The sequence below is a fragment of the Sulfitobacter sp. genome (assembly GCF_039977885.1).
Taxonomy (GTDB): domain Bacteria; phylum Pseudomonadota; class Alphaproteobacteria; order Rhodobacterales; family Rhodobacteraceae; genus Sulfitobacter.
In genome coordinates, this window is record NZ_JBDWCI010000020.1 from 490,729 (window position 1) to 505,511 (window position 14,783).

Consider the following 14,783-nt stretch of genomic DNA (forward strand, 5'->3'; position numbering starts at 1 on the left):
AGTTGGTGAGAAGCGAGTAACCTTTAAGAGGAGTACACCATGACCAACGCAACACTCAAAGCCACCGTAGCCGCATTCGCCCTGACCGCAGGTTCAGCCTTTGCCGCAGGGGACGTGAAATCTAACTCAGCTGATGCAAATCCGCCCGCAGCAGCGGCTGGTTCGGTGACGACAAACCGGGATACTGCGCCAGAAATTGACAGCGAAATCACAAGTAACGGTGCCGTTCAGGCAGACGGCTCTGCCGCGACATCGACGACAGGCATCACTGACACTGGCGAGACGGGTGCACCACTCCCGGATTCTTTCGCTGGGATGACCGTGGGTGAGGTCGTCGGTCTGGGCGTAGAATCCGAAGCCGGTGATGATCTGGGCGAGATTGATTATATTGTCGAGCAGAACGGCGATCAGGTCGCTATCGTCGGCGTAGGTGGTTTTCTGGGTCTGGGCGAGCATGACGTCGCCGTTCCCTTGTCTGACATGACGTTCACGGCCGAGGATCAAGTGACGCTCGCCAATTGGACAGAAGAGCAGTTGGAAGCACAGCCGGATGTGGACGAAGCCAACATCAACGCACTGGATGATGACGTGATGATTGAACGCGATTTATAACAGACTACTACAAATTGCATGCGGGGCACTTTTTAGTGCCCCGCTTTTTCGTTTTTGAGGAGGGGGAAAAGAGATTAAGAAAATCCTTTTTAGAATTGGTTTTTCATTCTAGCATGATTTTCACTGGTCAATGGGGCCGATGAATTTAAAGGTGGAAGTGAAAGATGGGCAAGCGCGACGAATGGATTGCGAAATACGCAGAAGATCTGAAAAACAAATGTAGCATCGAGCCAGACATGGATCTGCTTACAAAGGTTACCATCGGTTGCGGTCCATCCATTTACAATGCGGATGCTTCCACCGTTGCCGGCAGTCAGCCAGCCGAGCTTGAAACCGTTAAAAAGAACTTCCTGATGAAAAAGCTGGGCCTGCCCGATGGTCCAAACCTGATGGAAGCTATCAACTCGGTCATCGAAGTTTATGGCAAATCCGAGCGCAACAAGTACCGCGCGGTTATCTATTACATGCTGACAAAGCACTTCGGCAAAGAAGCCGTTTACAAGTAAGACCCCCATCCTCGGTTGGATGAGAGAAGCGCCTGCTTGGTTAAGTGGGCGTTTCTTTTTTGTGTAGAGTTTAAGATATTGATTTGTTGAAAAAATCAAAGCCCTGATGTAATGCTTTGTCATCGGCCAGAAAGGCTAGAACATATTTCGAATACGTGTGTGGGTTTATGGGAGCACACGGGGTGAGAAGGGGTTCTAGCGGGGTGCTGGAACCCCTTTTGCATTCACGGGTCGGTATTCCCCATCTTGCAAATGATCTGCCACTCTTTTTTCGTGACAGGCTGGACCGACAGACGAGAAAAGCGGACCAATGACATATCGGCAAGCGCCTCTTCCTCTTTGATCATGTCCAATGTGACCGGCGTTTGAAACGGGCGTAGGGCTTTGATGTCGACGCATTCCCAACGTGGATCATCTGTAGAGCTGTCGGGATGGGCCGCCGCGCAGATCTCGACGATGCCCACCACCGATTTTTCGGTTTGAGAGTGATAGAAAAAGGCAAGATCGCCCACTGCCATTTCGCGCATAAAGTTACGCGCTTGATAGTTTCGGACGTCGTCCCATTCCTCACCTGCGTCGCCTTTGGCGACTTGGTCGTCCCAACTCCATGCGGAAGGCTCGGATTTGAACAACCAATAGGCCATCAGCCGATCACCTTTTTCCATTCGTCCAATGTGACGCTTTCGAACAGGTCCGCTTTGGCATAGGGGTCATTTTCGGCCCAGTCTTCGGCTGCAGCCATATCTGCCACATCCAGCACAATCATCGAGCCACGCATGTTGCCTTCGGCATCGAGCAATGGACCAGCCAGCTGTACGCAGCCTGTACTTTTGAGGTATTCCACATGGGCAGGCCGGTTTTCGGCACGCACACCTACCGCACTCGCCTTGTCACGAGCCATCAAACAAACAAGCATCTTATTCCTCCTTCAAGGGTCGGGCCAGCAAGCCTTGCACAGCCATTTTTACATCTAATGTTTTATCAAGCAGCCCGACAACCGCCAGTGTGATGGGCATATCAATATTCGCCAGCTTGGCCACTTGGGCCATGGCACGGGCGGTCGCAGTACCCTCAACCGTTGTCGAGTTGTCGAATTCCGCCCCCTGTCCAAGGCTTAATCCAAGGCGGTAGTTGCGCGAGGTTTCGGAGGTGCAGGTCAACGTGAGATCGCCAAAGCCCGACAATCCGGCCAACGTGTCAGGGTCAGCCCCGCGATGAGCAGCTATCCGTTTCATTTCTGCATAGCCGCGGGTCATCAGCGCTGCGCGGGCGCTTTCGCCCATGCCCGCACCCATCGCGGTGCCGCATGCAATTGCCACAACATTTTTCAGCGCACCGCCTAATTCGGCCCCGATCGTATCTGTTGTTCTGTACAATCTGAGTGTGGCAGTGGTCAGCGCCTTCTGAAGCCGTAGGGCGATGTCTTCATCTGCCGCGGCCAAGGTCAGCGCGGTGGGCAGCCCCCGTGCGATATCCACAGCAAAGCTTGGCCCTGTCAGGATTGCGGCGCGGGCTTGCGGGACTTCGGCTGCGATGATCTGAACCGGACCCATCCCAGTTTCGAGGTCGATACCCTTGCAGCAGGCAACAAGGTCTTTCCCGGCTAGTGCTGTAGCATGCAGCGCCAGAAAGCTGCGTAGCTGCTGCATGGGGACTGCAAGCAAAACAGTATCAGCCTGCAGTGCATTATTGATGTCCTGCGTGACGGTAAGCGCCGCTGGAAACGGGAAATCCGGCAGGCGTTTGGTGTTTTCGCGGCGTTGCTGCATATCGGTTGCGTCGCGGGCCCAAAGGGTCACCGGCCCCTGCGCGGCGAGTGTAATGGCAAGCGCGGTCCCGAAAGCACCGGCACCCAAGACGCAAATTGTCATGCTTTGGCTCCCTTTTTCCCGCTGCCCAGCATTGCGGGCGCGGTCTGATCCAGCGGCCAACGCGGGCGGGCGGATAATGTCATCCCTTCGGGCGGGCGGCTACCCATCTGTTCTAGCGCGGCATAGGCAATCATTGCTGCGTTATCCGTACATAAGGTCAGTGGGGGCGCAATGAAGGTGGCGTCAAATTCTTGTGATACGGTCTCTAGCGCGGCGCGGATTGCCATATTGGCCGCGACACCGCCTGCGACGCAGATGCTGCGCACATCGGTCATAGGCGCGTAAATCGACAGCGCGCGCCGCGTCTTTTCGGCCAGCACGTCAACAACGGCGGTCTGAAAGCCTGCGGCAAGGTCGGCTTGATCCGCCGCGCTGAGCGCGCCGTCGACCATAATGGTATCGCGTTGGCGCAGTACAGCGGTCTTGAGGCCGGAAAAGGACATATCACATCCCTCCCGATCAAGCAGAGGGCGGGGCAGCTTGAAGCGGCGGGGGTCTCCGTCTTTGGCGCGGGTTTCAATCGCGGGACCGCCGGGTTGAGGCAAGGCAATCAGGCGGGCGATTTTGTCAAAGGCTTCGCCCGGGGCATCGTCAATCGTGCCGCCGAGGCGGCGAAAATCATTTGGGCCTGACACGATCAGAAACTGGCAATGGCCACCTGATACAAGCAGCATGAGGTAGGGGTAGGGAACGCTGTCTGTCAGACGCGGCGTAAGCGCGTGACCTGCCAGATGGTTGATGCCGTATAAGGGCAGGTCGCGTGCAAGAGCGATCCCCTTCGCGCACATCACACCAGAAACAACGCCACCGATCAGACCGGGTCCGGCTGTCACCGCGATGGCGTCGATATCGTCCAGCGTGACGTTTGCACTATCAAGTGCCTGACCCACACAATCGTCCAGTTTTTCTGCATGGGCGCGGGCGGCGATTTCAGGCACAACCCCGCCAAAATCGGCATGTAACGCGGTCTGTCCGATGACAACAGATGACAGGATGTCAGCGCTGCCTGCTGCACCGCGCAGGACTGCTGCCGCAGTATCATCACAGCTGCTTTCGATGCCAAGAAGGGTAAGGGAGGTCATGGTATTTGGCGTTTCCGTTGCGCAAGGAATAAAGGGGAGGTAACACTCTGTCGTCCGGCAAACAATCCTGAGAGCGCAGCATAGATGACTACACCAACCCTGCTGTTGACCCGCCCAAGGCCTAGCGCACAGGCGTTTCTGGCTCGGTTGCAGGTAAACGCCCTTGCTCGGGTTCGTGTGGTGGTGTCGCCGCTGATGAAAATAGCAGCCACAGATGGCGTCGCGTGCGTAGACCCAGAGAGCAGCGTTATTTTCACCTCCGCCAATGGTGTGCAGCACGCGCCCATGGGGGAAGGGCGAAAAGCCTTTTGTGTGGGTGAGAATACTTCAGCTCAAGCCCGCGCGCGCGGGTGGGATGCTCAATTTGCAGGCGAAAACGCGAAAGAACTGATTGCCACACTCACGGCCAACCCGCCCAAGGCGGGGTTGCTGCATCTGGCAGGCGTACATACCCGTGGCGAAATCGCTGAAACGCTTAGCGCGGCGGGTATCGAGACAACATATCAAGCGCTTTATGATCAAATACTTACGCCCCTTATACCGGCAGCGTATTCGGCGTTAAAAGGGCCGTGTATTGTGCCGGTTTTCTCTGCCCGTAGCGCTGCGCAGCTGGTCGATCAGGCTGCGGGGCAGCTTGGGCTTGCACGGCTGATAGCGCTCAGCGATGCTGTCGCTAGCCCGCTTCGAGGGGAAAGGGTCGCAAATTTGACCGTGTTACCTGCGCCAAGGATGCAGTACATGTGCAAAGAGGTGGAAAAACTGTGCTTGGCGTGTAGCTTACCTTGAGAGGCTTGACGATGCCGGATAAGGTCAAAAAGCTGAGCCGCCCCAAGCGAAAGAATCGAAAAGGTATCCGTTGTGGCAACATCCAAGAAATCAAGCCCTTTAAAGCGCAAACCAGCGAGAGGCAAGGCTGCGGCAGCAAACGCGCCCGACACGGTGGTTGCGGATGAGGCAGTAGACAAGGCCGACACTGTTGCTGCGCAAACCGATGATACTGTAACAGCATCACCGTCCGAAAAATCACCCGTTGCTGATGTGAGCAAAGATGACACGGTTGCGGCCTTGGGCGACGACACAATTGTGGCTCAAGAAGCTGAAAAACCTGATGCGCGTGCTGATGAAGACACCGTGAAGCCGGCAGATGACAGCATTGCCGCAGTTACGCCCGAGGTCGATCCGGCATCAGGAGCCGAGAAGGTATCGCCATCCTCTGGACCGGTCCATGCAAAATCAGAACCTAACTTTGCCGCGGTGCCGGCGATGGTTCCTGTTGAGGCGCCAGAACAACGCAGTGTTTTCTTTCCGATGTTGTTGGGCGGTGTCGCTGCGGCCGCGCTGGGCTATTTTGCGGCTCAATACGGGCTGATAAATGATCCTACGGCTGCCCTGCGCAGTGATCTGAACGCTGAAAAAGTTCGCATCACCGCATTGGAAAAAGCTGAGGCACCAGTTGCTGACTTGTCGCCGCTAGAGGCACAGCTTGCAGATTTGGATGTACGTTTGAAACTGCTTGAGGACCGTCCTGTGACGGTTACCGCTGACGGGATTGATGTGGACGAGATCGCAGCCGCGGCAACGGCGGCCTACGCACGAGAACTCGAAGGTCTGCGGGAGTCGGTGGAAACCCAGCGCAGCGAAATCCAAAGCCTGTTGAACAATGCAAAGACTGTGGAACAAGCCACCGCCGATGCGGCGAGACAGGCTCGTGCACAGACCGCTTTGGCCAAAATTGTCTCGGCTTTGGACGCGGGGCAGCCCTTTACTCAGCCCTTGGCGGATCTTAAGGCGCTTGATCTGGGAGGCATTGATCCTGCACTGGATGAGATTGCCGCTGATGGTGCCGCGACGTTGAATATGTTGCAAAGCGAATTTGCCGCACAGGCCCGTACGGCGCTGGCGGTTGCGCGGACCAGCGGTGAGGACGGGGAGCAGCAAAACCTTGGCAGTTTCCTCAAACGCTCGCTGGGTGCGCGCTCAGTGACGCCACGTGAAGGCAATGATCCTGATGCGATCCTGTCGCGGGCGGAAGCTGCGCTTAACTCCGGTGATCTACAAAACGCTTTGACTGAACTTGATACCCTGCCCGAAGACGCGCAGGCTGCTATTGCAGATTGGCGTGCGGCGGCTGACGCACACATGAACGTACGCATGGCAACCGATGCTTTGGCACAACGCCTGACGGCAGACTAAGGAATATAAAATGCTCTGGTCCTTGATCAAAATTACCCTTTTTGTTGGCATTGTCGGTTTTCTGGCATGGGGTGCGGGTTATCTATTGGAAGTTGATGGCGGCATGACCATCCGCGGCTTTGGATATGAAGTCAGCCCGGGCCCGTTAGAAACTGTTTTGCTTTTGATTTTGTTGGTCGCATTGGTCTGGGTCTTGATCAAAGTGCTGTCTTTGGCGGTGGCGTTGCTCAAGTTCATCAACGGTGATGAAACCGCGCTATCGCGGTATTTTGACCGCAACCGTGAACGCAAGGGGTTTGATGCGTTGTCCGAAGGGCTGATGGCCTTGGCCAGTGGCGAAGGTAAGGTTGCGATGAGCAAAGCGGCCAAAGCTGATAAATACCTCAAGAAGCCTGCACTGACCAATTTGCTGATCGCTCAGGCGGCCGAGATGGCAGGGGATACGCGCAAAGCGGAAGAAACCTACCGCAAACTGGCCGAGAACGAACAGACCCGTTTTGTGGGTGTGCGCGGAATTATGAACCAGAAACTTGCAGGCGGTGATAAAGAGACTGCGCTGCAATTGGCTGAAAAAGCTTTTGCCTTGAAGCCTAAGCATGAAGAGACGGGCGATGTTCTGTTGCGCTTGCAAGCAGAGAAAAGCGATTGGACCGGTGCGCGCAAAACGCTGAACGCAAAGCTGCGCAATGGGCAATTGCCACGCGACGTTCACAAGCGGCGCGATGCTGTGCTTGCCTTGTCAGAGGCTGCGGATGTCATTGATGAAAACAGCTCGATCGAGCAGCGCGAAAGCGCCATTGAGGCAAACCGTTTGTCGCCGGATTTGATTCCTGCGGCTGTGATGGCGGCGCAAGGCTATATCGAACAGGGCAAGCCACGTTATGCCACACGGGTTTTGAAAAAAGCATGGGATGCGTCACCACATCCCGACCTTGCGGCTGCATTTGCTGCGATTGCACCTGATGAAACACCGGTGGCGCGGATCAAACGCTTTGCTGCGCTGACGCGTATCAATCCCGACCACCCTGAGACAAAGATGCTCCTTGCCGAGCTGCATATCGCCAATGAGGATTTCCCTGCAGCACGCCGTGCGCTGGGCGATTTGGTCGAGACAGATCCCGATGCGCGTTCGGTCACTTTGATGGCTGCCATTGAACGTGGAGAAGGTGCAAGCGATACGGTTGTCAAAGGTTGGCTGGCCCGCGCGATTGCTGTGCCACGTGGCCCGCAGTGGATTTGTGACAACTGTCAGCACATTCACAGCGAATGGGCACCGATCTGTGAAAACTGTTCAAGCTTCGATACGCTGGAATGGAAGCGTCCCCCGCTGTCCGAGGTCGCGATGCCTGCAGGTGTTCAGATGTTGCCGCTTATTGTTGGTGCACTTGAAGAAAAGCCGGCAGAGCCGGTTGCACAAGTCGATGACAGTGCCGATATCGAGGATATAGAGATCATCGAAAGCGATATCACGCCGGAAGCGGACAGTGATAAGGACGCAAAATAGGCATCAAAAACCTGTCATGCGTTCCGGAATAGAGGTGCGCTATGTCTGAAGTATTTTCCATCCGGGTGCAGAACCTTTCCTGCGGGAGCTGTGCCGCACGCGCGCAAAAAGTGTTGAATGAGGTTGATGGTGTCGAAGATGCCGCCGTCAACCTCGCCGATGAAAGCGCGCGCTTTTCTGTGGCCTCGGCCAAGGCGCTGAAATCTGCATTCGCCGCCTTGGAAAAGGCCGGATACCCTGGCGCGCTCAAGGAAGATGAAGACGCTGCCACCCGCCGTGAGGAAAAGGAACATGATGTCGTGTCACTGCGGCGCGCGACCTTGTTTGCTGCGGTGCTTGCCGTGCCTGTTTTCGTTCTGGAAATGGGCAGCCATCTGTTTCCTGCGGTCCATCATGCCATCCACAACAGCATCGGGATGGAAACCTCTTGGCAGTTGCAATCGGTGCTGACGGCAATTTTGCTGCTGGGGCCAGGTGCGCGGTTTTTCCGACGCGGTGTTCCGGCGTTGCTGCGGGGGGCTCCTGATATGAACAGCCTTGTGGCGCTGGGCACCGGTGCTGCTTTTGCATATTCGGCGCTGGTGCTTGCTGCACCTGAAGTACTGCCCGAACAATCACGCGCGGTTTACTTTGAATCTGCTTGTGTGATCGTGGTCCTCATCCTTTTGGGGCGCTGGCTAGAGGCGCGTGCAAAGACGCGGACAGGGGCTGCAATTGAGCGGCTGATCGGTCTGCGCCCTGATATGGTTCGTGTCGAAGTTGACGGTGACTGGACTGAAATGCCGTTGGAAAGCTTGAAGGTTGGTCAATCCTTCATGGTCCGCGCTGGCGAGCGCGTCGCCGCAGACGGTGAGGTTATCAAAGGGCACAGCGACGTTGATCAAAGTATGCTCACCGGAGAGCCGATGCCGGTGTCCAAGACCGTAGGCGACAATGTGACGGGCGGCACGATGAATACCGGTGGCACATTGATTTGTCGTGCTATCGCAACAGGTGGCGACAGCAAGCTCGCCAAGATCATCGAAATGGTGGAAACCGCACAGGGTGCGCGCCTGCCCATTCAGGGATTGGTGGACCGGATCACCCTATGGTTCGTGCCTGCGGTGCTTGCCGTGGCTTTGATCACAGTCGTAGTCTGGGGCGTTGTTGGCCCCGAACCTAGGCTGCCGTTTATGTTGGTCGCCGGTGTGTCGGTGCTGATCATTGCATGTCCATGCGCCATGGGATTGGCAACTCCGACATCGATCATGATCGGCACGGGCCGCGCTGCCGAGCTTGGCGTGTTGTTTCGCACTGGCGGGGCGTTGCAGCATTTGCAAAATGCCACCGTTGTAGCCTTTGACAAGACCGGCACACTTACATCCGGGCATCCGGCATTGATTGACGTCACGCCGGTTGCGGGTGGCAATCGCGATACGGCGCTTGCGGTCATTGCGGCGGTAGAGATGTCCTCTCAGCATCCGGCGGCTCGTGCAATTGTCGCTGGCGCAGAAGGGCTTGTTGTTCCAAAGGCTGATAGCTCTGAAGCCCACGCAGGTCGCGGCGTGAGCGGGGTTGTCGACGGCGCTACCATCCATGTGGGTAAGCACTCATGGATCAGCGGCATCGGCGTGAATTTAGAGATGTTTGAAGATGCCCGCGCGGCGGCAGAAACCTTGGGGCAAACCGTTTTTTTCGCAGCTAAAGACAAAGCCGCATTTGCGATGCTGACCATCGCGGATCAGGTCAAGCCAAGCGCGAAACCAGCGATCGAGGCGCTAAAGGCACGTGGCATCCGCGTGGCGTTGATCAGCGGGGATAGCAATGCAGCGGTGAGCCACCTTGCCGATGAGTTGGGTATAGATGAGGTTGTCGCAGATGTTCTGCCCGAAGGCAAAATCGCAGCCCTTGATAGTCTACGCAAAGAAGGTGATGTGATCGCCTTTGTCGGGGACGGGATCAATGATGCGCCGGCTTTGGCGCATGTTGATGTTGGGGTTGCTGTGGGGACGGGCACAGATGTGGCGATGGATGCTGCAGATGTTGTGCTTATGGCGGGGGAGCCTATGGGCGTCACGGTCGCTCTAGAAGCCTCTCGGCAAACGATGGCGAATATCCGGCAAAACCTGACCTGGGCCTTTGGCTATAACGTGGCGCTGATTCCGATTGCTGCGGGCGTACTGTATCCACTGTTTGGGGTCTTGCTTTCGCCTGGCCTCGCGGCTGGGGCTATGGGGCTGTCGTCGCTGTTTGTGCTCGCCAATGCGTTCCGGCTCCGCAAGATGTCGATATAGGGCGGCTCTGGGGCTGTGATGCGATGTAAGGCGGTCTGACGCTGAATTTTAGACAAAACTCTGTGGAAACTCGCCTGTTAGGTGTGTCTTGCAACAACTGAACCCTTCACAAATTGCTCCAAGGTTGCTATCCGACGGTCTGAAGCAGATTATTGCAGCATCAAACAAGAAAGTTAGTGAAAGCCACATGCAGGTTAGTGTTCGCGACAACAACGTCGATCAGGCCCTCCGGGTACTTAAGAAAAAGCTCCAGAAGGAAGGCGTCTTCCGTGAGATGAAGCTTAAGCAGCATTTCGAAAAACCTTCCGAGAAAAACGCCCGCCAGAAAGCCGAGGCTATTCGCCGTGCCCGCAAACTGGCGCGTAAAAAGCTGGAACGCGAAGCGTAATCTAGACCAGCTTTTGGTATTTCCAATACGGAACCCCCGTTGGCCGGATGGCCGCGGGGGTTTTTGTTTTGTAAGGGGCTTTGAGGCGGAATAGCGACCGGTTGAAATCCGGAGGGTGCTTGCAGGTGTCTTAGATGGCTCGATACAAGTATTTGAAATTTATCCCTAAAAATCACTAAAGGCGCTTCGGAATGTTGGCACAACGGATCAGAACGTATCTTTGCCATGCGGCGGGTGCTGGCGAACCAATCACCTATCAGGCACTCGCTTCGGCGTTAGAACTTGTGCCGCCAAACACTATTCACCAGCTCACAGTCGCCCTAGAAGAGCTTATCAAAGAAGATGCCGCAGCAGGTCAGCCTCTGATCGCCGCCATGGTCATCAGCAAAGCCCGAGGAGGGCTTCCGGCGGTTGGGTTTTTCGACTGCGCCAAGCGCGTGGGCCGGTTTGATGGTGACCCGTTGGGCGCTCAGGCAGCTGTCTTCTTCAAGGCCGAATTTGCCAGCGCTGTATCATTCTGGCGGGTGGAATCATCTAGCTGACCTGTTCGAATCAGGTGCCTGATCCTGCTCCCGCCCCATGGTCAAAGTGAGGCTGGTAGAATTTATGCGGTCTTTTGACCTAATCACCGAAATAAAAAACCGGTGGTTTAATATTCCAAGTCATGGCGCAAAACTCTCTCCGCGCCATGCAATTTTATCCGCTTCCCTACAGGGCTTTAAAAGTCGAGGTTTTCGACGTTGAGCGCGTTTTGCTGAATGAACTCACGACGTGGCTCGACCACATCGCCCATCAATTTGGTAAACAGATCGTCGGCCTCGGCCATGTCTTCGACCTTCACCTGCAACAATGTGCGCGCATCTGGATCCAGTGTGGTTTCCCACAACTGATCGGGGTTCATTTCGCCCAAGCCTTTGTAGCGCTGCAGCGACAGACCTTTTTCGCCCTCGGTCAGCACGGCATTCAACAGGTCCATAGGGCCGTGAATGACCTGTGTGCGGTCCTTGCGAACCAACGTAGCGGGCAGGTTATAGACGTCTTGCAAATGCTCGGTATAGGTGCCCGACTTGCGGGCTTCACCGCCGCGCAGGACTTTGCCGTCCAGCGTGCGGACTTCCTCAACCCCGCGCAGGATACGCGCAAGGCGGATGCCGTGATCTTGGGTGATGCGCCCCTGCCAGCCCTGTTCGTACTCCAGTGCGATAAGGTTCAAACGGGTTGCGACCTTATCAGCGATCCCTTGCAGATCTTTATCTACAGCACCGGGCACAAAGGCACCGGCGATGGCGGCTTGCTCCAGAATATGGCGGGGGTAGTGGGTCGGGAAGGCCTCAAGCACGCGGCGCATTTGACGCGCAAGCTCGACTACACGGGCGAGGTCCTGACCGCTGATCTCTTCCCCGTTCCCTTGGCGCAGCATGGCACCATCAATGCCTTGCTGGATCAGATATTCTTCCATCGCGGCCTGATCCTTGAGGTAAACCTCGGATTTGCCACGCGACACTTTATAAAGCGGTGGCTGCGCAATGTAGAGGTGCCCGTTTTCAATCAGCTCAGGCATCTGGCGATAGAAGAACGTGAGCAAAAGCGTCCGGATGTGCGCGCCGTCGACGTCAGCATCGGTCATGATGACGATCTTATGGTAGCGCAGCTTGTCGATGTTGAACTCATCCCGTCCGATACCGGTGCCAAGCGCCATCACAAGGTTGCCGATTTCCTGAGAGCCGAGCATACGATCAAAACGCGCGCGCTCAACGTTCAGGATCTTACCTTTGAGGGGGAGGATGGCTTGGGTCTGACGGTCACGACCTGTCTGAGCAGACCCCCCAGCAGAGTCACCCTCCACAAGGAAGACTTCGGTTTTGGATGGGTCTTTTTCAGAGCAATCCTTGAGCTTACCGGCGAGGAAGTTCACATCCATCGCCGTCTTGCGCCGCGTCAGATCGCGGGCCTTGCGGGCCGCTTCCCGGGCATGGGCCGCTTCGATGATTTTCCCGACGACGATCTTTGCGATCTGGGGGTTTTCTTCGAACCATTCGGCCAGTTTTTCGTTCATCAGACCCTCAACCGCGGGGCGTACTTCTGATGAGACCAGCTTGTCTTTGGTTTGTGAGCTGAATTTAGGGTCGGGTACTTTGACCGATAGCACGCAGGTCAGACCCTCACGGGCGTCATCACCGGTAAAGGTGACCTTTTCCTTTTTCGCGATGCCGCTGGTTTGGGCATAGCTGTTGATCGTCCGCGTTAACGCGCCGCGAAAGCCCGCCATATGCGTGCCGCCATCGCGCTGGGGGATGTTGTTGGTAAAGGGCAGGACGTTCTCGTGATAGCTGTCGTTCCACCACATGGCGACTTCAACGCCGATGTCATCCTTTTCGCCGGTGATGAAAATCGGCTCTGGCAGGATCGAGGATTTGTTCCGATCGAGGAATTTGACAAACTCCTTCACGCCACCTTCATAAAACAGGATGGTCTCAAGCGGTTCGGTCGGGCGTTCGTCGCGCAGGATGATCTTGACGCCCGAGTTCAGGAAGGCCAGCTCGCGCAGGCGTTTTTCCAGCGTCTCAAAGGAATAATCAAGGTTCGAGAATGTCTCGGTCGAGGCGAGGAAGCGGACTTCGGTGCCTTTGCGCTCTGTCGCGCCCAAGGTCTCGAGGTGTTTGGTGGTATAGCCACCCTCAAAGCGGGCAATATGCTCAAACCCGTCGCGCCAGACGCGCAGTTCCAACCAGTCACTCAGCGCATTCACAACCGATACGCCTACGCCGTGCAAACCGCCCGAAACTTTGTAGGAGTTGCTGTCGAATTTACCGCCGGCGTGCAGCTGGGTCATGATGACCTCGGCGGCAGAAACGCCTTCGCCGTCGTGCATGCCAACCGGAATACCGCGCCCGTTATCAGAGACAGAAACCGAGTTGTCATCGTGAATGGTCACGGCAACATGGTCCGCATGACCGGCCAGTGCTTCGTCGATGCCGTTGTCGACAACCTCATACACCATATGGTGCAGGCCCGAGCCGTCATCGGTATCCCCGATATACATACCGGGACGCTTGCGCACAGCTTCCAAGCCCTTGAGAACTTTGATGGAATTCGCGCCGTATTCTTCTGGTTGCTGCTCTGTCTCGGACATAGTTTGGATCCTGTTATCGGGTCCGCAAAATATACCGTTTTCGTGACAGATTGTCACGCTTAACACACAATATTTTGTGGCTCGGCCTAGGTGACTCTAGAGGGTGGCTGAGACCGCGGATATGCCGCCATCCTCGGTGACCTGAAGGCTCTGTGCACGGGCACCCATGGCCTCGAATAACCCGTCTTCGGTGCCTGTCATCCACGCTTGCGCACCGAGGCCGACGATCTCGTCATAAAGGGCCGCGCGGCGGCCTGCATCAAGATGTGCAGCGACCTCATCAAGCAACAAAAGGGGCGGCGCGCCAAAATCTGCGGCCAGCGCACGGGCATTGGCGAGGATCAGCGAGACGAGCAGCGCCTTTTGCTCTCCGGTAGAGCAATCGCGCGCGGGCACACCCTTTGCGGCATAGACGCCAAACAGATCGGCACGGTGTGGCCCGATGAGCGTGCGACCAGCAGCGAGGTCGCGCATGCGGTTGTCGGCCAAGGCAGCGCGCATGGCCTCCACATCATCCGGCATGTCACACTCCAGCGTGAGCGTTGCGGTGGGAAAGGCGGTTTCGGCGGCGTCTTGGGCTTTTGTAAGTGCAGCAAGCGCATGGAGGCGGTTGTGATGGATCGCCACGCCTGTCTCGGCCAGTCGGTTCTCAAGGGCGGTGTACCATGACGGCTCGCGGACCATGTCCTTGAGCAGGCGATTGCGTTCGCGCATGGCTTTTTCATAGGCCAGCGAAATTTCAGCATGATCGGGTAAAAAGCTGAGGGTCATCCGGTCTAAAAAACGGCGGCGGCCCTCTGCGCCTTCGATCCACAACCGGTCCATAGATGGGATAAGCCAAAGCACGCGGGCAATCCTGCCAAGGGCGGTTTGTGCTGCGGGCTTCCCGTCGATGCGGACCTGCCGTGCGGCCCCTTTTTCCGAGATGATGTCGATTTCGCTGATACCCAAAGGACCATGCAAAAGCGCGCTGATTTTCCAGCCCAAGGCTTCGGGCCTGCGTGCCATGTCCTGCGCGCTTGCGCGCCGTAGCCCGCGACCGGGGGATAGCAGAGACACCGCCTCGAGGATATTGGTTTTTCCGGCACCGTTGTTGCCATGAATGGCGACAGGGCGTGCATCCGTTTCGATCACCGCGCGTTTATGGCTGCGGAAATGCGAGAGCGTAAGGTTTGAAAGAAAAAGGCCAGCCATTTATATTAGTCCGAATTTTCCGAGAAA

General features: G+C 56.3%; 14 protein-coding genes. 8 read left to right on the forward strand and 6 right to left on the reverse strand.

The features are described 5' to 3' along the window. The first annotated feature begins 39 nt into the window (after positions 1–39). Positions 40–612 carry a hypothetical protein gene (locus ABJM03_RS16045; RefSeq protein WP_348336989.1) on the forward strand — a complete coding sequence of 191 codons (573 nt, stop codon included), beginning with the start codon at positions 40–42 and terminating at the stop codon, positions 610–612. 164 nt (positions 613–776) lie between these two features. Continuing rightward, on the forward strand, positions 777–1,118 hold the full coding sequence (locus ABJM03_RS16050; protein ID WP_348336988.1) for a DUF2853 family protein: 342 nt from the start codon (positions 777–779) through the stop codon (positions 1,116–1,118). A 224-nt stretch (positions 1,119–1,342) separates the two neighbouring features. On the opposite strand, the gene ABJM03_RS16055 is transcribed toward ABJM03_RS16050, so the two are convergent. From ABJM03_RS16055 to tsaD, 4 genes are read right to left on the reverse strand one after another with little or no spacing between them, the layout of a single operon-like run. Continuing rightward, positions 1,343–1,762: an EVE domain-containing protein gene (locus ABJM03_RS16055; RefSeq protein ID WP_348336987.1), complete on the reverse strand. Its 420-nt coding sequence runs from the start codon at positions 1,760–1,762 to the stop codon at positions 1,343–1,345. Beyond that, positions 1,762–2,034 (reverse strand): YciI family protein, encoded by a 273-nt coding sequence (locus ABJM03_RS16060; protein WP_348336986.1) that lies wholly within the window; start codon positions 2,032–2,034, stop codon positions 1,762–1,764. Before ABJM03_RS16060 ends, ABJM03_RS16055 begins: the two co-directional genes overlap by 1 nt. 1 nt (position 2,035) lies before the next feature. Beyond that, a complete protein-coding gene (locus ABJM03_RS16065) occupies positions 2,036–2,989 on the reverse strand; it encodes an NAD(P)H-dependent glycerol-3-phosphate dehydrogenase (protein ID WP_348418851.1) in 954 nt (317 codons plus the stop codon). Next, positions 2,986–4,071, reverse strand: coding sequence for a tRNA (adenosine(37)-N6)-threonylcarbamoyltransferase complex transferase subunit TsaD (gene tsaD / locus ABJM03_RS16070; RefSeq protein WP_348418852.1), 1,086 nt, complete (start codon positions 4,069–4,071; stop codon positions 2,986–2,988). Before tsaD ends, ABJM03_RS16065 begins: the two co-directional genes overlap by 4 nt. Positions 4,072–4,155: 84 nt before the next feature. Here tsaD and ABJM03_RS16075 point away from each other — a divergent pair, with 84 nt between their 5' ends. From ABJM03_RS16075 to ABJM03_RS16100, 6 genes are all read left to right on the forward strand, one after another. Next, on the forward strand, positions 4,156–4,857 hold the full coding sequence (locus ABJM03_RS16075) for a uroporphyrinogen-III synthase (protein ID WP_348418853.1): 702 nt from the start codon (positions 4,156–4,158) through the stop codon (positions 4,855–4,857). A gap of 72 nt (positions 4,858–4,929) precedes the next feature. Continuing rightward, entirely contained in the window at positions 4,930–6,264 is a 1,335-nt protein-coding gene (locus ABJM03_RS16080) for a hypothetical protein (RefSeq protein WP_348418854.1), read from the forward strand. Between the two features lie 10 nt (positions 6,265–6,274). After that, the gene (locus ABJM03_RS16085) at positions 6,275–7,768 is read left to right on the forward strand and encodes a heme biosynthesis HemY N-terminal domain-containing protein (RefSeq protein WP_348418855.1); all 1,494 of its coding nucleotides are present in this window, start codon (positions 6,275–6,277) and stop codon (positions 7,766–7,768) included. A gap of 41 nt (positions 7,769–7,809) precedes the next feature. Next, positions 7,810–10,041, forward strand: a complete 2,232-nt coding sequence (locus ABJM03_RS16090) for a heavy metal translocating P-type ATPase (RefSeq protein ID WP_348418856.1) — start codon at positions 7,810–7,812, stop codon at positions 10,039–10,041. Between the two features lie 187 nt (positions 10,042–10,228). Further along, the gene (rpsU, locus tag ABJM03_RS16095; protein ID WP_348419156.1) at positions 10,229–10,429 is read left to right on the forward strand and encodes a 30S ribosomal protein S21; all 201 of its coding nucleotides are present in this window, start codon (positions 10,229–10,231) and stop codon (positions 10,427–10,429) included. A gap of 191 nt (positions 10,430–10,620) precedes the next feature. Continuing rightward, entirely contained in the window at positions 10,621–10,971 is a 351-nt protein-coding gene (locus ABJM03_RS16100; protein WP_348418857.1) for a hypothetical protein, read from the forward strand. Positions 10,972–11,147: 176 nt separating this feature from the next. Here the strand turns inward: ABJM03_RS16100 and gyrB are convergent, their stop codons facing one another. Beyond that, positions 11,148–13,562, reverse strand: coding sequence for a DNA topoisomerase (ATP-hydrolyzing) subunit B (gene gyrB / locus ABJM03_RS16105; protein ID WP_348418858.1), 2,415 nt, complete (start codon positions 13,560–13,562; stop codon positions 11,148–11,150). A 96-nt stretch (positions 13,563–13,658) separates the two neighbouring features. Beyond that, positions 13,659–14,756 carry a DNA replication/repair protein RecF gene (gene recF, locus ABJM03_RS16110; RefSeq protein ID WP_348418859.1) on the reverse strand — a complete coding sequence of 366 codons (1,098 nt, stop codon included), beginning with the start codon at positions 14,754–14,756 and terminating at the stop codon, positions 13,659–13,661. Positions 14,757–14,783: the final 27 nt, after the last annotated feature.